The 23,234-nt window shown below is 66.3% G+C and carries 3 protein-coding genes; all 3 read left to right on the plus strand.

The features are described from left to right. Positions 1 to 2: 2 nt before the first annotated feature. The 3 genes from EQV90_RS15565 to EQV90_RS15575 are packed head-to-tail and all read left to right on the plus strand — an operon-like array spanning position 3 to position 23,233. Positions 3 to 3,149, plus strand: a complete 3,147-nt coding sequence (locus EQV90_RS15565) for an amino acid adenylation domain-containing protein (RefSeq protein ID WP_240878371.1) — start codon at positions 3 to 5, stop codon at positions 3,147 to 3,149. Between the two features lie 48 nt (positions 3,150 to 3,197). Further along, complete coding sequence (locus EQV90_RS15570; RefSeq protein WP_240878372.1) at positions 3,198 to 10,922, plus strand: non-ribosomal peptide synthetase; 7,725 nt, start codon at positions 3,198 to 3,200, stop codon at positions 10,920 to 10,922. Further along, the gene (locus EQV90_RS15575) at positions 10,919 to 23,233 is read left to right on the plus strand and encodes a non-ribosomal peptide synthase/polyketide synthase (RefSeq protein WP_240878373.1); all 12,315 of its coding nucleotides are present in this window, start codon (positions 10,919 to 10,921) and stop codon (positions 23,231 to 23,233) included. Before EQV90_RS15570 ends, EQV90_RS15575 begins: the two co-directional genes overlap by 4 nt. Position 23,234 lies beyond the last annotated feature (1 nt).

A 23,234-nucleotide genomic window follows, 5' to 3' on the forward strand; every position in this document is an offset into this window, starting at 1 on the left:
TGATGAATGATTTGAGTCTTGATTTGACCGCACCACAGACCCTGGCCCTGAGCCCCGAGCAGCGTGCCTGCCTGCTCGGCCATGATCCGGCCCGGGCTGACGCCGGCAGCCATCGACTGCGCCTGGCGCTGACTGCGGCACAGGTGCCGGCGGACATCCAGGCGGCCCTGCAAGGCTATTCGGCGAGCCAGCCGATTCTCGCCGCCTGCTGGCTGCAAGTACCGGGGTTGCGTGGTTGGCGTCAGGCCTTGCCCAATCAGGGTGGGGCAATACGCTGGGTCGGGCTGGACACCCAGGCAGCGGCCTTGAACCTGGCCCCGGACGAGGTGCTGGCGGTCAGCCAGCGTACCCTGGCCAACGGCCGGGTCGAGCTGGAATTCGTTGCCGCTGCCCTGGCTCTGGACCCACCGAGCCTGGAGCAACTGGTGGCTGAGGTATTGGCGCTGGCCAATGGTGAGGCGCCGACCTTCAACGAAGTGGGCTACGAACACTATGTGCAATGGCGCCAGGACATGGCCGCCGATGCAGACGCTGCCCAGGGCCGTGCCTATTGGCAACACGCCGGGGTTGATCCGGCCCGGGGTGACGCCCTGCATCTGGGCCTGCGCGGCAACCCGCAGCCCTCAGGGGCGCTGCGTCAGACCCTGCAGCTGGAAGTGCCGCTGTCGGATCTGGATGGCGCCCTGGCCCTGGCCGACTTCCTCGGCCAGCCTCTGGACTTGGTGCTGCAAGGCTTGTGGTGGGTGCTGCTGGGGCGCCTGAGCGGTCAGCGCGGTTTTGTCGCTGGCTGGTTGCATGATTGCCGCAGCGACTACGACCACTTCGAGAACACCCTGGGGGTGTTCGAAAAAATCCTGCCGTTGCGGGTCGAGCTGGACCCGGCGCGCCATCTCGGCGAATGGTTGCAACAGGCCGAAGAACGCCTGGGGGATCATCTGGGCTGGCAGGAGTACTGCCCGATCGAGGCGCCCACCAGCGCCGCGCCGCTGCTGGCGGGGTTTGTCTTTGAACAGGCGCACATCGATCCACGCCAGGTGCTTGCCTATCCGCACCGGGGGGCCTTCGAATTGTTGTTGAGTGCCCGGGTCCGGGGCCAGACCCTGTTCCTGAATATCCAGGCCAATGGCGCGGCCTACAGCGCCGCCAGTATCGAGGTGCTGCTGGAGCAGTACCGCACCCTGCTGCAACAGCTGCCGGGTGATGGCGCCGTGACCCTCGACGACCTGGAGCCGGTGGGCGCCCAGGAGCGCCAGCGGCTGTCGGGCCTGGCCCCGCAGCAGCCGGTGCAGAGCAATGACGGGCTGGCGCAGTGTCTGGCCCGGCATGCCCGGCAAACCCCGCAGGCCATGGCCCTCAGCGATGGCCGCCAGCAGCTGGATTATGCCGGCTTGCAGCAGACCGTCACGCGCATGGCCGGCTGGTTGCAAGGGCAGGGTGTCGGCGTGGGGCAATGCGTGGCCATCGAGACCGAGCGCTCGTTGCAAGGGGTGCTGCATATCCTTGCGGTGCTGGTGGCCGGGGCTTACTACTTGCCGCTGGAACCGGCCTGGCCGGCGGAGCGCCGTCACGATCTGTTGACCCGCGCCGAACCGGCACTGGTGCTGTGCGATCCGGCGTCCAGCAGTGCTCGTGGCCCCTGGCCGAGCGCCAGTCTGGAACAGGCGGGCAGGGATGCCGAATTGCCGTTCCAGGCACCGCAACTGACTGACCGGCACCTGGCGTACCTGCTATTTACGTCCGGCTCGACCGGGGCACCCAAGGGCGTGCTTGTGGAGCACGGCGCGCTGGGCAACTACGCCCGCTCGGCCAGCGCAGCCCTCGGTCTGCAAGCCGGCATGCGCCTGGCACTCACCAGTCCGCTAAGCGTCGACCTGGGCCACACCTTGCTGTTCGGCGCCTGGCAGGTCGGCGCCGGGCTGGTCATCGCCGCCGCGGAGGATCTTGTGGATGGCGCGGCATTCAGCCGCTTTTTGCTTCGGGAACGACCGGACGTGGCGAAATTCGTGCCTTCGCACCTGGCGGCCTTGCTCGAAGGACATACCCCGCCGTTGCCCGAAACCCTGATCCTGGGGGGCGAAGCCACGCCGCAACGTCTGGTGGAGCAACTGTTCAAGCGGGCGCCGGGCTTGCGCCTGTTCAACCACTACGGCCCCACCGAAACCACGGTCGGGGTGATGTTTCACCCCCTGCGGGCCGACGTCCCGGACCGCGATGAGCGGGTGCCCCTGAGCCGTGTCCTTGACGGCAATCGCGTGTACCTGCTGGACCAGCGCCTGCGACTGGTACCCACCGGTGCCCTGGGTGAGCTGTACATCGGCGGAGCCCAGCTATGCCGTGGCTACCTGGGGCAAGCCAGTGCCGAGTGCTTTATCGAGGATCCGTTCCTGGCGGGGCAGCGTCTGTATCGCTCCGGCGACCTGGGCCGCTATCGGGCCGAAGGCGGCCTGCAACTGGTTGGCCGTCAGGACCAGCAGGTCAAGTTGCGCGGCCAGCGCATCGAGCTGGGTGAAATCGAGGCGGCGCTGCTGGCCTTGCCCGGGGTCGAACAGGCTGTGGCCCGGCTGTGGTCGCCCGGCGATGGCGCGGCCAGCCTGATCGCCTATGTGGTGCTCAACGAGGATGCCGCTGAGGGTGCCCTGGAACAGTTGCCCCGGGCCCTGGCCGCGCGCCTGCCTGAAGCCCTGTGCCCGGCGCGCTTGCTGGCCATGCCGAGCCTGCCCCGTCTGGCCAACGGCAAGGTCGATCGCTCTGCCTTGCCCGATCCGGGCCAGCAGGTACCCCGGCAACCGGTACGGGCCCCCACCAGCGAACTGCAAGCCTGCCTGCGCGATGCCATGGCCGAATTGCTGGAGTGCCCGCCGGACGCTTTGGGGGTGGACCACGACTTCTTTGAGGCCGGTGGCCACTCACTGCTGGTGATCAAGCTGGTGGCGCGCCTGCGCACGATGTTCAAGCTCGAAGTCGCCCCCGGGCTGGTGTTCGATCATCCCAGTGCCGCCGGTCTGGCCGAGGCCCTCGGTGAACTTGCAGAGCCCCTGCGCCTGGAAAAGATCGCTCGCCTGCGCCGCGAGCTCGACAGTCTCAGCGATCAACAACGCGCCGAGCTACTGGCCCAGGCCCGCGCCGCCCGGGGCCTGACGACCCACTGAAAACAGGCCGGCTGAGGCCGGCTTTTTTTATTCCGCACTGGATTGACCATGACCGATATCGACCGCGACCTATTGCTTGCCCTGTTACTTGATGATGACGCGCCAGCCGCACCCGTCGGGCCGGGCCGGCGCACCGAGCCGGGGCCGGCGCCGCTGTCATTCGCCCAGCGCCGCTTGTGGTTTCTCCAGCAGTACGAAGTACAGAGCCCGGCCTATAACTCGGCCCGGGCGCTGCGGATTCAGGGCCGGCCGGATGTCGGGGCCCTGGAGGCCGCCTTGCGCCGCCTGATCGAGCGCCATGCCAGCCTGCGCACCCGCTTCGTGCTGGTGGATGAGCAGCCGCTGCAGGTCATCGAACCCGCTGTGGATTTTCATCTTGAATGCGTGACCCTGGCGGCCGGCGCCGACCTGCAAGCCGAACTGCGCCAGCGGGTTGCCGTGCCGTTTGACCTCGGTTGCGCACCGTTGCTGCGGGCCAGCCTGTTGTGCGACGGCGAGGGGTCGGTGTTGCTGTTGTGCCTGCACCACATCGTCGCCGATGCCTGGTCCAACCCGTTGCTGATCGCCGACCTGGGCCGGGCCTATGCCGCGGCTCTGGACGGCAATGACCGGCCGTTGCCGGGTTTGTCCCTGGAGTACGCCGACTACGCGACCTGGCAGCGCCAGCACTTTGCTGGCCAGGGCGCTGCTGCAGGCCAGGGCTACTGGCGCCAGTACCTGGGCCAGGACGTGCCGGTGCTGGAATTGCCCAGCGACCGCCCGCGCAGCGCAGCGCCACGGCTGCAGGCCGCGCGCCATGATCTCCGGCTGCCGGACGCTGTGGCCCGAGCGCTGCGTGAATGGTGCCGGGCGCAACATTGCTCGCCCTTCGTGCTGCTGCTGGGGGCCTGGCAAGTACTGCTGGCGCGCTACAGCGGCCAGCGCGATTTCGCGGTCGGTGTGCCCAACGCCGCACGCAGCCATGCCCAGGTCCAGGAGATTGTCGGGTTCTTCGTCAACACCCAGGTCTATCGCGCCCGGCTCGATCCACAACTGACCACCCGCGAGCTGTGCAGCCGCCTGCGGGATGAAAGCCGGATTGCCCTGGAACACTCGGACTTTCCCTTCGAGTGCGTGCTGGACGGTCTCAACCTGACCCGCGACCTGCGCCACACGGCGCTGTTCCAGGTGCTGTTCAACTTCCGCCACTCACGGGACGCCCAGCCCTTGCAGTTGCCGGGGCTGGAGGTGGAGGTGCTGGATGTCGAGCTGGAAAGCGCGCGTTTCGACCTGACCCTGGATGTTATCGCCGGCCCCGACGCCATCGATTGTCGTCTGGAGTATGTGACTGAGCTCTACGACGCCCCGACCATTGAGCGCCTCGGCCAGCACCTGTGCCAGTTGCTGCAGGGCATGCTCGCAGCGCCCGACCGTCCGGTGTTCAGCCTGCCGTTGCTGGACGCGGGCGAGCAGGCGCAGCTCACTACATGGAACGCGACAGCGAGTCGCTACCCCGAGTACCCGAACCTTCCTGCCTTGATTGCGCAACAGGTGCGTGCCACCCCTGATGCCCTGGCACTGGTGTATGGCCACACGCAACTGAGCTATGGCGAGCTGGATGCCCGGGCCAATCAGCTGGCCCACTGGCTGCAAGGCCAGGGCATTGCTCCGGACGTGCCGGTGGCGGTGTGCGCCGAGCGCTCGGTGGAACTGGTGGTGGCGCTGCTGGGGGTGATCAAGGCCGGTGGCGCGTACCTGCCCCTGGACCCGGATCTGCCCCTTGAGCGTCTGCAAGGGATGCTGGCCGACAGTGGCAGCCCGTTGTTGCTGACCCAGAAACACTTACTGGAGAAGTGGTCCGGCGCTGCCGATGTACCGGTACATGCACTGGAAAACCTGGCGCTGGCGACCCAGCCGCAGACCGCGCCCCGGGTCGATATAGCCCCGGAAAACCTGGTGTACTGCCTGTATACCTCGGGTTCCACCGGCAAGCCCAAGGCCGTCGGTAATCGCCATGCCGGGTTGCTCAATCGCCTGCAATGGATGCAAGCCGAATACGGATTAAATGCCAGCGACCGGGTGCTGCAAAAAACCCCCTATAGCTTCGACGTCTCGGTCTGGGAGTTCTTCTGGCCGCTGCTCAGCGGCGCGGCACTGGTGATGGCGCCGCCGGGTGCCCACCGTGATCCACAGGCCTTGCGCGAACTGATTGTGGAGCACGGCATCACCACGCTGCACTTCGTGCCGTCGATGTTGCAGGCCTTTGTGTCTGCCGGCGAACTGCCCCTTTGCACTTCGCTGAAACGGATCATTTGCAGCGGTGAAGCCTTGCCGGCCGAGTTGCAGCGTCAGGTGCTGGGACAAACCACCAGCCAGTTGCATAACCTCTACGGCCCGACCGAAGCGGCCATCGACGTCACTTTCTGGGCCTGCCGCGAAGACGGCAACAGCGTGCCCATTGGCCGCCCGATCGCCAATACGCAAATCCATATTCTCGATGCCGAGCTCAATCCTGTGCCGGTGGGAGTGGCAGGTGAGCTGTACATCGCCGGAGTCAATCTGGCCCGGGGTTATCTGGGGCGCCCCGGGTTGACCGCCGAGCGCTTTGTCGCCAATCCCTACGGCGCTCCCGGGGAGCGCATGTACCGCAGTGGCGACCTGGCACGCTGGCGCGCCGACGGTGCCATCGACTATCTGGGCCGTCTCGATCATCAGGTCAAATTGCGCGGTCTGCGTATCGAACTGGGGGAGATTGAAGCGCTGTTGCTGAGCCACGCCAATGTTCAGGAAAGCGTGGTCATAGCCCGGGACGACAAGCTGATCGGCTACTGGGTGGGCGCTGCCATCGAGGAAGAAGCACTCAAGGCCCATCTGGCCCGCCACCTTCCTGAATACATGGTGCCGTGGCGCCTGCTGCAGTTGGAGGCGATGCCGCTGTCAGCCAACGGCAAGCTGGATCGCAAGCAGTTGCCGCAACCCCAGGGGCAGGTGACCGAAGACTATGTGGCACCCGCCAGCGAAATCCAGCAGACCCTGGCGACCATCTGGGCCGAGGTGCTGGGTCAGGAACAGGTCGGGATCAGCGACAATTTCTTCGAGCTGGGGGGCGATTCCATTCTGTCCCTGCAAGTGATCAGCCGGATGCGCCGCGCCGGTTGGCAGCTCAATCCGCGGGACCTGTTCGAGCATCAAACCATCGCTGCCCTGGCCCGTGTCGCCGTACCTCTGGAGCAGGCCAGCGCTGACAGCGGTCCGGTTCAGGGCGCGGCCCCGGTCACCCCGATTCAGGCGCATTTTTTCGCCCAGGCGGTGCCGGTTGCGGGCCACTGGAACCAGGCATTATTGCTGCGCCCGCTGCACAGCCTGGAGCCTGCTGCTCTGGATGAGGCACTGACCGCGCTGTTCGCCCACCACGATGCTTTGCGCCTGCAATTCCGGCAGCTGGACGGGCAGTGGAGCGCCAGTCATGGCACCGACGCCCCCGGGTTGCTGGAGTGCTTGACCCTGAACCGGCCCGAGGCGATCAGCGCCGTATGCGAAGCGGCCCAGCGCGGTTTTCAATTGGGTCAGGGGCCTTTGTTCAAGGCAGTGCTGATGCAACTGGGCGATGGCCAGCAACGGCTGTTGCTGGTGGCCCATCACCTGGTGGTGGATGGCGTGTCCTGGCGCATCCTGCTCGAAGATCTGGCACAGCTTTATACCCAGGCGCTGGCCGGTTCAGCGCTGCATCTGGCTGCGCGTACCAGCAGTTTCAAGGCCTGGGGCGAGCACCTGGCCAGCTGGCAGCGCCAAGGGCTGGGCGACAGCGAGCTGGCCTACTGGCAGGCGTATGCCGAGACCACGGCAACCCCGTTGCGGGTGCCGCGGCCCCAAGGCAGCCGTGCCCTCGGCGCGACGGCCCGGGTGCAGGTGCAGCTCGACCCGGCGCGGACCCGCGCCTTGCTGGGGGCGGCCCACGCGGCCTATCGCACGCGGATCGACGAACTGCTGCTGGCCGCGCTGGCCCATACCCTGTGCCAATGGAGTGGTCAGCCGGCACTGGACATCCTCCTGGAAAGTCACGGCCGCACACCGGGGCCCGATGCCCCGACCCAACTGGACCTGAGCCGCAGCGTCGGCTGGTTCACCGCCCTGTACCCGTTGCGCCTGGCCCCCGGCAGCCGCGCACCCGGTGAAGCGATCAAGGCGATCAAGGAACAAGTGCGCCAGGTGCCCGGCCAGGGCCTGGGCTACGGCGTGTTGCGCTATCTGGGCGAGGACGATCTGGCCCGCCGGCTGGCGTGCCGCACGGCGCCGCAAATCACCTTCAACTATCTGGGGCAGTTCGACCCGGGCCGCCTGGCCGACGGCCTGTTCGACCTGGCCGGGGAACACCTGGGTGCGTCCCTGGACCCGAGTGCCGATGCCGACAGCGAATGGGTGATCACCGGTCAAGTGCGCGACGGCTGCCTGCAACTGAGCTGGCGCTATGGCTGCGAGCGTTTCGACAGCGAGCTGGTGCAAGGTCTGGCCGAGGACTACCTGGCGAGCCTGGGCACGCTGATCGACCATTGCCTGAGCCCCGGCGCTGCCGGGGTCACACCCTCGGACTTCCCGCTGGCGAGCATCAGTCAGGCGCAACTGGACGCACTGCCGGTGGCCGCCGCCGACCTCGAAGACCTTTACCCCTTGTCACCGCTGCAACAGGGCATGCTGTTTCATGCCCTGCAAGGCGCCGCGGGCAGTGCCTATGTCAATCAGGTCTGCGTGCCGCTGAGGGATGTCGATGGCCTGCGCTTCGCCGCAGCCTGGGAGCGGGTCAGCCATGAGCACGGGATCCTGCGGGCCGGTTTCGCCTGGGAAGGCGACTTGCCCCAGCCCCTGCAATGGATCCACCGCCAGTTACCTTCGCCGGTGCGCCATCTTGACTGGCGCGAACGCGGCGCCGAACAGGCGCGCCTGGAACTGGCCGAACTGGCCGATGCCGAGCGCGATCAGGGCTTCGACCTGCGCCGGCCACCGCTGCAACGGGTGTTGCTGGTGCGTCTGGGCGAAAGCGCCTACCAATTGATCTGGACCCGCCATCACATCCTGCTCGATGGCTGGGCCACGGCGCGCCTGATCGAAGAAGTGCTGTTGCATTACCGCGGTCAAACGCCCGCGGCGGGGGCCAGCCGCTACCGCGATTACCTGGCCTGGCTGGGCCGTCAGGATGGCGCGTCGAGCCAGCAATTCTGGAGCCAGCAACTGTGCGAGCTGGAGCAACCGACCCTGCTGGCCGATGCCTTGCCGGCGGTACCGGCCCGCAGCGGGCATGGTGACCTGCGCCTGCAACTGGCCCCGGACGTGACCTCGGCGCTGGGGGCGTTTGCCCGGCGCGAGCGGGTGACCCTCAACACCTTGCTGCAAGGTGCCTGGAGCCTGTTGTTGCAGCGCTACAGCGGGCAGCGCAGCGTGGCTTTCGGCGCCACAGTGGCCGGTCGCCCGACCGCTCTGGCCGATGCCGAGCGCGTGCTGGGGCTGTTTATCAATACCTTGCCGATCATTCAGGCGCCCGGGCCGCAGCGCTTGCTGGGGGACTGGCTGCGGGATTTGCAATCGCTGAACCTGGCGGTACGTGAGCATGAACATACGCCGCTGTTCGATATCCAGCGTTGGGCCGGGCAGGGTGGCCGGGCGCTGTTCGACACTGTGCTGGTGTTCGAGAACTACCCGGTGGACAGCGCCCTGCGCAGCGGCAGCGGCGTGCAATTCGGCCAGGTGATTTCGCGGGAAACCACCCATTACCCCTTGACTGTGGTGATCCACGCGGGTGACACCCTGGACCTGCAATTGAGTTACCTGTTGAGTGCCTTCGACCCTGCCAGCGTGGCGCGCCTCGGTGAGCATTTGCAGAACCTGCTGCTGGCCATGGCGGCCGAGGCGCAGGGGCCGTCAAAGGTGCGCCTTGGCCAGTTGCAGATGCTCGATAACGCAGAACAGCAGCGGCTCTCGCAGTGGAACGCGACCCGGTTCAACTATGCGCAGTACCCGAGCCTGCCAGCCTTGATTGCCGAACAGGTGCGCGCCACCCCCGATGCCCTGGCGCTGTTGTATGGCGACACGCAACTGAGCTATGGCGAACTGGATGCCCGGGCCAATCAACTGGCCCACTGGCTGCAAACTCAGGGCGTTGGCCCGGATGTACCGGTGGCGGTGTGCGCCGAGCGCTCGGTGGAACTGGTGGTGGCATTGCTGGGGGTGATCAAGGCCGGTGGCGCGTACTTGCCGCTGGACCCTGATCACCCGCGGGAGCGCCTGCAAAGCATGTTGACTGACAGTGGCAGCCCGTTGTTGCTGACCCAGGCACACCTGCTGGACAGCTGGTCCGGTGCTGCCGGTGTACCGGTGCATGCACTGGAAAACCTGGCGCTGGCGACCCAGCCGCAGACCGCGCCCCGGGTCGATATTTCCCCGGAAAACCTGGTGTACTGCCTGTATACCTCGGGTTCCACCGGCAAGCCCAAGGCGGTGGGTAATCGCCATGCCGGGTTGCTCAATCGCCTGCAATGGATGCAGGACGAATACGGATTAAATGCCAGCGACCGGGTACTGCAAAAAACCCCCTACAGCTTCGACGTCTCGGTCTGGGAGTTCTTCTGGCCGCTGCTCAGCGGCGCGGCACTGGTGATGGCACCACCCGGTGCCCACCGTGATCCACGGGCCTTGCGCGAACTGATCGTCGAGCACGGCATCACCACGCTGCACTTCGTGCCGTCGATGTTGCAGGCCTTTGTGTCTGCCGGCGAACTGCCCCTTTGCACTTCGCTGAAACGGATCATTTGCAGCGGTGAAGCCTTGCCGGCCGAGTTGCAGCGTCAGGTGCTGGGGCAAACTGCCAGCCAGTTGCACAACCTCTATGGCCCGACCGAAGCGGCCATCGACGTCACGTCATGGGCCTGCCGCGAGGACGGCAACAGCGTGCCGATCGGGCGCCCGATCGCCAATACACAAATCCATATTCTTGATCCCGATCTGAATCCGCTGCCGGTGGGCGTGGCAGGGGAGTTGTACATCGCCGGGGTCAATCTGGCCCGGGGCTATCAGGGCCGTCCGGCACTGACTGCCGAACGCTTTGTCGCCAACCCCTACGGCGCTCCCGGCGAGCGTATGTACCGCAGTGGCGACCTGGCACGCTGGCGCGCCGACGGTGCCATCGACTACCTGGGCCGTCTGGATCATCAGGTCAAGTTGCGCGGCCAGCGAATCGAGCTGGGCGAGATCGAAGCAGTGTTGCTGGCCCATGCCGCGGTGCACGAATGCGTGGTGATAGCCCGGGACAATCAGCTGCTCGGCTACTGGGTCGGCACCGATGCCGACGAAGCCGCGCTTAAATTTCATCTGGGTCAGCACGTTCCTGAATACATGGTGCCGTGGCGACTGCTGCAATTGCCGGCGATGCCGCTCTCGGCCAACGGCAAGCTGGATCGCAAGCAGTTGCCGCAGGTCGAGGCGCAAGCCGCTGCCACTGGCTATGTCGAGCCCCGCAATGACGCCGAGCGCGCCCTGGCCAGAATCTGGTCCGAGGTGCTGGGTGTGGAGCGGGTCGGTGTGACGGATGACTTTTTCGAACTGGGCGGGCACTCGCTGCTGGCGACCCGCCTGGCCTCGCAGATTCGCCACCAGTTAGGCGTACATATTCACCTCGGCGCGGTGTTCGAAACACCGACGGTCGAGGCGCTTGCTCGGCACCTGGAGCACATTCCGGCGCACGCCCCCGAAGATGAGGTGGACGCCATGACCCAATTGCTGAATGAACTGGAGCGCATTGAATGAATGACCTGAGCCAAGCCCGAGGCCCCAGCCACCGTGACGATCCGTTGCGCCCGCTGGCCGAACGGCTCAATGCTCTTCCAGGGGAAAAGCAGCGGCTGTTCCTGCAACAGCTGCGGGAAAAAGGCATCGATGCCCGGCGTCTGCCAATAGTCCCGGCACCTGCCGGGGCTGCGGGTGCGCTGTCCTACAGCCAGCACCGGCTGTGGCTGCTGTGGCAACTGGAACCGACCTCAAGCGCTTATCACATTACCGGCGGGCTGCAACTCACCGGGGAACTCAACGAGGCGGCGCTGGACGCTGCCCTGGCCGATATCGTCGCCCGCCACGCAGTACTGCGCAGCGACTTTCCCGAAGAGGGCGGCGAGCCCCGGGTGCGGGTACATGGCGCCGCTGAGTGCGGGCTGGTATTCGCTCGCGAAGACCTCAGCGAATTGTCGCCCCGGGCCCGGGACGCAGCCTTGATGCGCCTGGCCCAGGATCAGGCGCGGCAACCCTTCGACCTGACCCTGGGGCCTTTGCTGCGCCTGTGTCTGGTGCGTTGCGCCGAGCAGCGTCACGCCTTGCTGGTGACCCTGCATCACATCGTTGCCGACGGTGTGTCGATGGAGCTGTTTGTCCAGGAAATGGCCAGCGGTTATGCCCGTCACCTGGGGGGCGACGCCAGCCCTTTGCCCGACCTCGATGTGCAATACAGCGACTATGCGCGCTGGCAGCGGCTGTGGCTGGAGTCCGGCGAGAGCGAGCAGCAACTGGCCTATTGGCGCGAGCGCCTGGGCAGTGAGGAACCGGTGCTGGAGTTACCGGTGGACCACCTGCGTCCCGGCTTGCCCAGCTACCGCGGGGCGCGGGTCGGCAAGACCTTGCCCGATGCCACCAGCAGCCGCTTGCGCCAGTTCGCCCGGGAGCAACAGGCCACGCCGTTCATGGTTCTGCTGGCCGCCTACGGTGTGTGGCTCAGCCGTCTGTGCGGCCAGGGGCAATTGCGGGTCGGGATCCCGGTGGCCAATCGTCAGGCGCAAGCGACCCAGGGTTTGATCGGTTGCTTCGTCAACACTCAGGTCTGGCCGCTGCAGATCTCGCGCCGCCAATCCTTTATCGATCAGCTCAAGGCTGTGCGTGAGCAAGCGTTGCAGGCCCAGGCCCATCAGGACCTGCCTTTCGAACAATTGGTCGAAGCGCTGCAACCCCAGCGCAGCCTTGGCCGCAACCCGCTGTTCCAGGTGCTGTACAACCACTTGCAGCGCGGCGACAGCCAGTTGCAGGCGGGCGGGCTGGTGTTCGAGCGCCTGGAGCAGGCTGCCGAAACCGCTCAGCTGGACCTGGCCCTGACCACCGAGGAAAACCCTCAGGGTCAGATCACCGCCACCTTCAGTTACGCCACCGACCTGTTCGAAGCGTCCACCGTGCACGCCTGGCACACGCATTTTCTGTACCTGCTCGAGCAATTGCTGGAGCAGCCGCAACGCGCGCTGCATGAACTGCAGCCGCTGACAGCGGCGGAGCAACAGCAACTGACAGGCTGGAATGCCACCCGCGAAGACTATCCGCAGTACCCGAGCCTGCCAGCCCTGATCGCCGAACAGGTGCTTACCACCCCCGATGCCCTGGCGCTGGTGTATGGCGACACGCAACTGAGCTATGGCGAGCTGGATGCTCGGGCCAATCAACTGGCCCACTGGCTGCAAGGCCAGGGCATTGGTCCGGACGTACCGGTGGCGGTGTGCGCCGAGCGCTCGGTGGAATTGGTGGTGGCGCTGCTGGGGGTGATCAAGGCCGGTGGCGCGTACCTGCCACTGGACCCGGATCTGCCCCTTGAGCGTCTGCAAGGGATGCTGGCCGACAGTGGCAGCCCGTTGTTGCTGACCCAGAATCACTTACTGGAGAAGTGGTCCGGCGCTGCCGATGTAGCGGTGCATGCACTGGAAAACCTGGCGCTGGCGACCCAGCCGCAGACCGCGCCCCGGGTCGATATTTCCCCGGAAAACCTGGTGTACTGCCTGTACACCTCGGGCTCCACCGGCAAGCCCAAGGCCGTCGGTAATCGCCATGCCGGGTTGCTCAATCGCCTGCAATGGATGCAGGCCGAATACGGCCTGAACGCCAGCGACCGGGTGCTGCAAAAAACCCCCTACAGCTTCGACGTCTCGGTCTGGGAGTTCTTCTGGCCGCTGCTCAGCGGCGCGGCACTGGTGATGGCGCCACCGGGTGCCCACCGTGATCCACAGGCCTTGCGTGAACTGATTGTCGCGCACCGCATCACCACGCTGCACTTCGTGCCGTCGATGTTGCAGGCCTTTGTATCGGCGGGTGAACTGCCCCTTTGCACTTCTCTAAAGCGGATCATTTGCAGCGGCGAAGCCTTGCCGGCCGAGTTGCAACGTCAGGTGCTGGGGCAAACCGCCAGCGAGTTGCACAACCTCTACGGTCCGACCGAAGCGGCCATCGACGTCACCTCCTGGGCCTGTCGCGAAGACGGCAACAGCGTGCCCATTGGCCGCCCGATCGCCAATACACAAATCCATATTCTTGATCCCGATCTGAATCCGCTGCCGGTGGGGGTAGCGGGCGAGCTGTACATCGCCGGGGTCAATCTGGCCCGGGGCTATCAGGGCCGTCCGGCACTGACCGCCGAACGCTTTGTCGCCAATCCCTATGGCGCTCCCGGGGAGCGCATGTACCGCAGTGGCGATCTGGCGCGCTGGCGCGCCGATGGCGCCATCGACTATCTGGGCCGTCTCGATCATCAGGTGAAATTGCGTGGTCTGCGTATCGAACTGGGGGAGATTGAAGCGCTGTTGCTGAGCCATGCCAATGTTCAGGAAAGCGTGGTCATAGCCCGGGACGACAAGCTGATCGGCTACTGGGTGGGCGCTGCCATCGAGGAGGATGCCCTCAAGGCCCATCTGGCCCGCCACCTTCCTGAATACATGGTGCCGTGGCGTCTGCTGCAGCTGGAGGCGATGCCGCTGTCGGCCAACGGCAAGCTGGATCGCAAGCAGTTGCCGCAACCCCAGGGGCAGGTGACCGAAGACTATGTGGCACCCGCCAGCGAAATCGAACAGACCCTGGCGACCATCTGGGCCGAGGTGCTGGGCCAGGATCAGGTAGGGCTGGGCGACAACTTCTTCGAACTGGGCGGCGACTCCATCCTGTCCCTGCAAGTGATCAGCCGGGTGCGTCAGGCCGGCTGGCAACTGAGCCCCCGCGACCTGTTCCTGCACCCGACACTGGCGGCCCTGGCCCGGGCGGCGCGCTGCGTGACCCAGGGTGGCGAGCTGCAGCAGGCGGTAACGGTCGGCCCGGCGCCACTGACACCGATCCAGCAGTATTTTTTCGGCCAGGATATCCCGCAGCGTCAGCACTGGAACCAGTCGGCGTTATTGCGCCCGTTGCAGGCGCTGCAGGTCGAACCCCTGCGCGCCAGCCTGGCGGCCCTGGCCCAACAGCATGCCAGCCTGCGCCTGCGCTACGAACAGGACGCCATGGGCGTCTGGCAACAAGGCTACAGCGAGCACTGCGCCGAGGACTGGCTGGTGGAAGTGGATGCCCCGGACGCCGAGGTGTTCCTGCGCGAGGCCGAGCGCTTGCAGACCAGCCTGGATCTGGGCCGCGGCCCTCTGCTGCGGGCCGCCTTGCTGACCCTGGGGGATGGCAGCCAGCGCCTGCTGATCGTGGTTCATCACCTGGTGGTGGACGGCGTGTCCTGGCGTGTCCTGGTGGAAGATTTGCAGCAGGCCTATCGCCAGCTGACGGCCGGCCAAAGCGTGACCCTGGCACCGGTGGGCGCCAGCTTCGCCCAATGGGGCCAGCGTTTGCAGGCGTTCGCCGCCAGCCCGGCGCTGCTCGATGAACTGCACTACTGGTGCGCGCAGACCGCAGGGCAGCCGTTAATGGCTTTGGGCTGTGAAGGCCAGGCCGTGGAGCGCCGCCTGCGCCTGCCGGCGGAACTGACCCGGCGTCTGCAAAAAGAGGCGCCGGCGGCCTATCGCACGCGTCTGGATGAATTGTTGCTGGTGGCCCTGGCCCGGGTCCTGTGCCGCCAGAGCGCACAGGACGGCCTGAGCGTCGAGCTCGAAGGCCATGGCCGCGATGCGTTGCCCGCACCCTTCGGCGAAGGCCTGGATATCGAGCGCAGCGTCGGCTGGTTCACCAGCCTGTACCCGGTGCGTCTGAGCCCGGGCCCGGGGGATCTGGGCTCGGCGATCAAGGCGATCAAGGAACAACTGCGTCAGGTGCCGAACAAGGGCATCGGCTACGGCGCGTTACGCTATCTCGGCCCGGCGTCTGCCCGGGCATTGCTTGAGGCACAGCCACGGCCACAGGTGATGTTCAACTACCTGGGGCAGTACGACACCAGCCTCGATGGCCAGCGCCTGTTTGCCCTGGCCGGCGAACCCCAGGGCCGCCAGCGCGACGATGCTGCACCGCTGAGCCATGCCTTGACCCTCAACGCCCGCCTGGTGGAAGGCCAGTTGCAATTCGACGGCCGCGCCGATGCCCGGCACTACAGCGCTGCGCAGCTGGAAGCCCTGCTGGACGACCTGCGCGCCGAGCTGAGCTTGCTTGGCGCCTATTGCCTGATCCCGGAAAACGCCGCGCTGACCCCGGCCGATGTGCCGCTGGCGGGCTTGAGCCAGGCCCGGCTCGACGCTTTGCCCCTGGCGGCCCGCGATGTCGAGGACCTGTACCCGCTGTCGCCGCTGCAACAGGGGCTGCTGTTCCACAGCCTGCAAGGGGATGCCCGGTCGGCCTACGTCAACCAGATCGACGTGGTGCTCGAAGGCCTCGACCTGCAACGCTTCCTGCAGGCCTGGGAAACCACGGTTGAGCAACACGCGACCTTGCGCAGCCTGTTCCTCTGGGAAAGCGGGCTCGATACGCCGTTGCAAGCTGTATTGCGCCGTGGCCCGGCCGTAGCGCAATTGCACGACGCCCGTGGGCTCAGCCAGCAAGAGCTGGATGATTGGGCCCGCCGCGAACGCGCCGAAGGTTTCGAGCTGGACCGCTTGCCGCTGCAACGGGTGCAGTTGCTACGTCTGGACGCCACTCGCTGCCGGATGATCTGGACCTTCCACCACATCCTGCTGGACGGCTGGAGCAGCGCGCGACTGATCGGCGAAGTGCTGCAACATTACGCCGGTGAACGGCCGCGAGCACCCCGCAGCCAGTATCGCGACTACATCGCCTGGCTCGGCTCCCAGGATGAACAGGCGGCCGAGGCCTGGTGGCAAGGGCGTCTGGCAACCCTGGATGGCCCGACTTTGCTGGCCCAGAGCCTGCCGCCCCGGGACACCCGGGACCTTGCTCAGGCCCTCGGTCACGGGGTGATCCGTGGCGGTCTGTCGGCGCCAGACAGCCAGCGCCTGCGCCAGTTTGCCCGGCGCCAGCGGGTGACCCTCAATACCCTGGTGCAGGGCGCATGGATTCTGCTGCTGCAAACCTACACCGGCCAGTCCCGGGTGGTGTTCGGCACCACGGTCTCGGGCCGTCCTGCGGCCCTGGATGATGCCGAAGCGGTGGTCGGCCTGTTTATCAATACCGTGCCGGTGATCGCTGGCGGTGCTCCGGCACAGCCGGTGGGCGACTGGTTGCGCGAGCTGCAGGCCAGCAGTGCCGATGCCGGCGAGTTCGAGCACACTCCGCTGGCCGATATCCAGCGCTGGGCGGGGCTCAGCGGCCAAAGCCTGTTCGACAGCCTGCTGGTGTTCGAGAACTACCCGGTCGATCACGCCATGCGCCAGCGCAGCGGCGTGCGTATCGAAGCCTCCAGCACCCTTGAAGCCACCCACTATCCGTTGTCCCTGGCGATCTTCGCCGGCGAGACCCTGGACATCACCTTTGGCTACCGCCGTGATGCGTTCGCCCCGGAGCGGGTCGAGGCCCTGGCCGGACACCTGCAGCAGCTGTTGCTTGGCCTGTGTGCCGATGCGCTGCAGCCGTTGGCCGCACTCAGCCCGCTGAGCGCGGGCGAACAGGCTCAACTCATGGCCTGGAGCCGCTCGGACTACGCGGTCCCGGCCTTCGCCAGTGTCCAGCAGCGTATCGCCGCCCATGCCGCGGCCGATCCGCAACGCATTGCGCTGATTTGCGAGGGGCAGCAGTTGAGCCGTGGCGAACTGGAGGCACAGGCCAACCGCCTGGCCCATGCCTTGATCGCCCGTGGTATCGGACCCGAGGTTCGGGTCGGGGTCGCTTTGCAGCGTTCCAACCGCCTGCTGGTGGCGTTGCTGGCAGTGGCCAAGGCCGGTGCGGCTTTCGTCCCCCTGGCTCTGGATTACCCGCGCGAACGTCTGGGCTTCGTCCTGGCCGACAGCGGCATGAGCCTGTTGCTCACCGAGGGGATGGCCCTGGATCGCCTGCCGCAAACCCCGGGTCTGGCCATGCTCGACCTCGACCGGCTGGATCTGGACAACTACAGCGATCAGGCGCCCGGGGTTCTGGTGCATGCCCAGAATCTCGCGTACCTGATCTACACCTCCGGCTCCAGCGGCACGCCCAAAGGCGTGGCCGTGGCCCATGGCCCGTTGGCCATGCACTGTGATGCCACTGCGCCGCTGTACGACATGAGCGCCGAATCCCGGGAGTTCCACTTTATCTCCTTTGCTTTCGACGGTGCCCATGAGCGCTGGCTGACTGCACTGACCTGCGGTGCCAGCCTGGTGCTGCGCGACGAAGAACTGTGGTCTGCGGCGCGCACCCTGCAGACCCTGGAAGAGCAGCAGGTCACCAACGCCGGCTTCCCGCCGGTGTATCTGACCCAACTGGCCGCCGAAGCCCGGGCCCGGGGCCGTGCCCCGGCGCTGGACCTGTACTCCTTCGGCGGTGAAGCCATGCCCCAGGCCAATTTCGAGCTGATCCGCCAGACCCTGGCGCCGCGAACCCTGATCAATGGCTATGGCCCCACTGAAACCGTGGTCACCCCCCTGGTGTGGAAGGTGCCGGCCAGTCAGGCCTGCCTGTCGGCCTACGCACCCATCGGCCGTCCTGTCGGCGACCGGCGTGCCTACATTCTCGACGCGCGCCTGCAGCCGGTGCCGGCCGGGGTCAGTGGCGAGCTGTACCTGGGCGGCAGCGGTCTGGCCCGGGAATATCACCGCCACCCGGCCATGAGCGCCGAGCGCTTCGTGCCTGACCCGTTCGGCGCACCGGGGGAGCGCATGTACCGCACCGGTGACCGGGTGTTGTGGGGCGTCGACGGGGTGATCGAATACGTCGGCCGCATCGATCAGCAAATCAAGATCCGTGGTTATCGCATCGAACCCGGGGAGGTCGAGGCGCATATCCAGCAACACCCGCAGGTGCAGACGTGCGTGGTGCTGGCCTTGCCTTCACCCACCGGCCCGCGACTGGTCGCCTATGGCGTGGCCAGCAGCCCGGCCGCCGAGCCGGGCCTGGAAGCGCGGGTCAAGCAGGCCCTGGTCGGGCATTTGCCGGACTACATGATTCCGGCCCGGCTGATCTGGCTGGAGCAGTTGCCGGTGACGCCGAACGGCAAGCTCGACCGGTCGGCCTTGCCGACCCCGGACTGGCAGGTGCAGGACGGCGAATTCGTCGCCCCCCTGGGCGGAGTGGAAACCGTGCTGGCCGGGATCTGGCAGCAGTTGCTGGGTACGGCGCGGGTCGGCGCCAGCGACAACTTTTTTGAATTGGGCGGCGACTCCATTGTTTCCCTGCAACTGGTGGGGCGTGCCCGTCAGGCCGGGGTGCTGTTGACCCCCAAGGATGTTTTCGAGCAACAGACCATTCGTGCTCTGGCCCAGGTGGCCAGGGTTGCGCCAAGTGTGGCCCGGGTCCAGGGCCCGGTGACCGGGCCGGCGGCCCTGACGCCGATCCAGGCCTGGTTCTTCGACAGCCCGATCACGGTTCGCCAGCACTGGAACCAGTCGGTATTGCTGCAACCGCGGGAAAACCTCGACCCGCTGCTGCTGGAGCGCGCCCTGCAAGCGCTGCTGGCCCAGCACGATGCCTTGCGCCTGCGCTTTACCCGGGACGCCCAGGGGGTGTGGCAGCAAAGTCACGCCGACACGGCGGCGGTACCCCTTGAACAGGTACGGGTCAGCGCCCCGGCGCAACTGGCCAGCGTTTGCAGCATCGTTCAGGCCGGCTTGAACCTGAGTGAAGGCCCGCTGTTGCGCGGTCTGTTACTGGACACCGGGGATGGCCAGCGGCTGTTGCTGGCCGCCCATCACCTGGTGGTGGACGGCGTGTCCTGGCGCATTCTGCTGGAAGACTTGCAGCGCGCTTATGGCCAGCTGCAGGCCGGCCAGGCGCTGGATCTTGGCAACAAAAGCAGTGCTTTCCAGCGCTGGGGCGAAGTGCTGCAGGCCGAGGTACCAGCACGTCTGGCCGAGCTGGACTTCTGGCGCGCCACCCTGGCCCCGGGGGCGGTCAGTCTGCCCTTGCTGGACCCGGCGGGCAGTCGCCGCCGCGATCAGGTGCGCGAGTGCCAGGTGCGGCTTGACCAGTCGTTGACCCGGCAGTTGCTGACCCGCGCACCGCTGGCCTATCGCAGTCGCGTCGATGAACTGCTGCTCACCGCTCTGACCCGGGTGGTGCTGCGCGAAACCGGTGGCGAAAGCCTGCTGGTCGGCCTCGAGGGCCATGGCCGCGAAGTGCCGGCGGGCTGTAGCGATGTGGACCTGAGCCGCAGCGTGGGCTGGTTCACCAGCCTGTATCCGGTGCGTCTGCAAACCGACCCGGGCGTGGCTGCGGGGGTGGCGATTCGCGGGATCAAGGAACAACTGCGCCAGGTGCCCGACCAGGGCATGGGCTACGGCTTGCTGCGCTATCTCGGCGAGCCCGGGGTGCGCGCCGAGCTGGCTGATGCCGCGCAACCGTCGATCACCTTCAACTACCTGGGCCAGACCGATCGCGGCCTGGATCACCAGGCCTTGTTCAGCATCGCTGCCGAGCGCGGCGGTGACGATCAGGCGGCCGATGCACCGTTGGGCAACGAATTGATCATCAATGCCCAGGTGCGCCAGGGTGAATTGCAGATGAACTGGCAATACAGTGGCGCGCGGCTGTCCAGGGCCTGGGTCGAGGGTCTGGCCGCTGCTTGCCGAGATGAGTTGCAAGGCTTGATCGAACATTGCCTGAGCCCCGACGCGCAACGCTTCACGCCGTCGGACTTCCCGCTGGCGGCGCTGGATCAGGAGGCCCTGGAGCGCCTGCAACTGCCCGCCGATACCGAGTTGCTCTATCCGCTGTCGCCCTTGCAGCAGGGCATGTTGTTCCACGCCTTGCAGGCCCCCGGCGAAAGTCATTACCTCAACCAGTTGAGCCTGGCCATTGACGGCCTCGACGCCACGCGCTTCGCCCAGGCCTGGGACAGCACCGTGGCCCGGCATGACGTATTGCGTACCGGGTTCCTCTGGGAAGGACTGGACCAGCCATTGCAGGCCGTGCGCCGCAGCGTGCCGTCGCCGGTGCGCCTGCTCGACTGGCGCGAGCGCAGCGACCGGGTCACGGCGGTGGAGGATCTGGCCCGGGAAGAGCGCGAGGACGGTTTCGACCTCGCCCGGGCGCCCTTGCTGCGGGTGTTGTTGGTGCGCCTGGAGGATGAGCGCTACCAATTGATCCTCAGCAGCCATCACCTGTTGCTCGATGGCTGGAGCTCGTCGCGGCTGATCGCCGAGGTCTTGCAGCACTACCGGGGCACACCGCCCGCCGAAGTGGCGGGGCGTTTCGTCGATTACCTGCAGTGGCTGCAACAGCGTCACCCGGCCCAGCGTCAGGCCTTCTGGCGTGAGCGTCTGGCCGGGCTGGACGCGCCGACCCTGCTGGCCAATAGCGTCGAGGGTGTAGCCATGGGCAGTGGTCACCGCCAGCACCACTGGCAGTGCGATACGCAGCAGACCGCGCGGCTGGTGGCCATCGCCCGTCGCGAGCGGGTGACCCTCAACACACTGGTGCAAGGTGCCTGGAGCCTGTTGCTGCAACGCTACAGCGGCCAGGCCACGGTGGCGTTTGGCGCCACGGTGGCCGGGCGCCCGGCGCAACTGGTGGATGCCGAACGTACCCTGGGGCTGTTCATCAACACCTTGCCGGTGATCCAGACGCCGCCGGCGCAACAGCCCCTCGGGGATTGGCTGCGCCAGTTGCAGGCCTTCAACAGCGCGTTGCGCGAGCATGAACACACGCCCCTGTTCGAGATTCAGGGCTGGGCCGGGCAGGGCGGGCAGGCCCTGTTCGACACCTTGCTGGTGTTCGAAAACTATCCGGTGGAACAGGCCCTTGGCGAAGCCAGCGGTCTGGCTTTCTCGCCGCTGCAGCGCCACGAAACCACGCACTACCCGCTGACCCTGGTGATCCATGCCGGTGCGCAGTTGCAGATCGAATTCAGCTATCGCCGGGACGCCTTTGCCGAAGCCGACGTGGTGCGCTTCAGCGAGCACCTTGGCGGTTTGCTGCAACAGTTCGAAGACAGCACCCGGGCCCTGGCCAGCCTGACATTGCTGAGCCCGGGCGAGACCCGCCAGATTCAGACGTGGAATGCCACCGCCAACCGCTACCCCGAGCATCCGCACCTGGCGGCGATGATTGGCGAACAGGTGCGCGCCACCCCCGATGCCTTGGCGCTGGTGTATGGAAACATGCAACTGAGCTATGGCGAACTGGATGCCCGGGCCAATCAACTGGCCCACTGGCTGCAAACTCAGGGCGTAGGCCCGGATGTACCGGTGGCGGTGTGTGCCGAACGCTCGGTGGAGCTGGTGGTGGCACTGCTGGGGGTGATCAAGGCCGGTGGCGCGTATCTGCCGCTGGACCCGGACCACCCGCGAGAGCGGTTGCAAGGGATGCTGACCGACAGTGGCAGCCCGTTGTTGCTGACCCAGGCGCACCTGCTGGACAGTTGGTCCGGCGCTGCCGGGGTACCGATGCATGCACTGGAAAACCTGGCGCTGGCGACTCAGCCGCAGACTGCACCCAAGGTCGATATCGGCCCGGAAAACCTGGTGTACTGCCTGTATACCTCGGGTTCCACCGGCAAGCCCAAGGCCGTCGGCAATCGTCATGCCGGGCTGCTCAATCGTTTGCAATGGATGCAGGCCGAATACGGCCTGAACCCCGGCGACCGGGTGCTGCAAAAAACCCCCTACAGCTTCGACGTCTCGGTCTGGGAGTTCTTCTGGCCGCTGCTCAGCGGCGCGGCCCTGGTGATGGCACCCCCCGGTGCCCACCGTGATCCGCAGATATTGCGCGAATTGATCGTCGAGCACGGCATCACCACGCTGCACTTCGTGCCGTCGATGTTGCAGGCCTTTGTGTCTGCCGGAGAACTGCCCCTTTGCACCTCACTGAAGCGGATTATTTGCAGCGGTGAAGCCTTGCCGGCCGAGTTGCAGCGTCAGGTGCTGGGGCAAACTGCCAGCCAGTTGCACAACCTCTATGGCCCGACCGAAGCGGCCATTGACGTCACGTCATGGGCCTGCCGCGAGGACGGCAACAGCGTGCCGATCGGGCGCCCGATCGCCAATACGCAAATCCATATTCTCGATGCCGATTTGAATCCTGTGCCGGTGGGGGTGGCCGGCGAGTTGTACATCGCCGGGGTCAATCTGGCCCGGGGTTATCTGGGTCGTCCCGGGTTGACCGGGGAACGCTTTGTCGCCAACCCCTACGGTGCTCCCGGCGAGCGCATGTACCGCAGTGGCGATCTGGCGCGCTGGCGCGCCGACGGTGCCATCGACTATCTGGGCCGTCTCGATCATCAGGTCAAGTTGCGCGGCCAGCGAATCGAGCTGGGAGAGATCGAAGCAGTGTTGCTGGCCCATGCCGCGGTGCACGAATGCGTGGTGATAGCCCGGGACAATCAACTGCTCGGTTACTGGGTCGGCACTGAGATCGACGAAGCGGCGCTTAAATTTCATCTGGGGCAGCACGTTCCTGAATACATGGTGCCGTGGCGCCTGCTGCAATTGCCGGCGATGCCGCTGTCGGCCAACGGCAAGCTGGATCGCAAGCAGTTGCCGCAACCCGAAGGGCAGGGCGCGAGCAGCGGCCATGTAGCGCCGGGCAGCGATGCCGAACGGGCGCTGGTGGCCATCTGGCTCGAAGTACTGGGGCTGGAGCAGATCGGCGTCACCGACAGTTTCTTCGAACTGGGCGGGCACTCCCTGAGTGTCATGCAAGTGCGAGCCCAACTGCAGCAGCGCCACGGTTGTCACCTGCCGATCAACGCCTTCTTCGATCACGTCACCGTGCAGAAGTTGGCCCTACAACTGCCGGGCGATTTGTTCGCTGCGGCGGTCGAGCATCGCGAGCGCCTGGATGACATGGCCCGCTGGCTGGATGAAATCGAGGTTTGAG

It is taken from the genome of Pseudomonas sp. TMW22089 (assembly GCF_022496645.1).
Lineage (GTDB): Bacteria > Pseudomonadota > Gammaproteobacteria > Pseudomonadales > Pseudomonadaceae > Aquipseudomonas > Aquipseudomonas paraversuta.

Excerpts from the sequence above, each read along its gene's own strand:
- EQV90_RS15565 (WP_240878371.1), top strand. The coding sequence starts at position 3 with ATGAATGATTTGAGTCTTGATTTGACCGCACCACAGACCCTGGCCCTG.
- EQV90_RS15570 (WP_240878372.1), top strand. The coding sequence starts at position 3,198 with ATGACCGATATCGACCGCGACCTATTGCTTGCCCTGTTACTTGATGAT.
- EQV90_RS15575 (WP_240878373.1), top strand. The coding sequence starts at position 10,919 with ATGAATGACCTGAGCCAAGCCCGAGGCCCCAGCCACCGTGACGATCCG.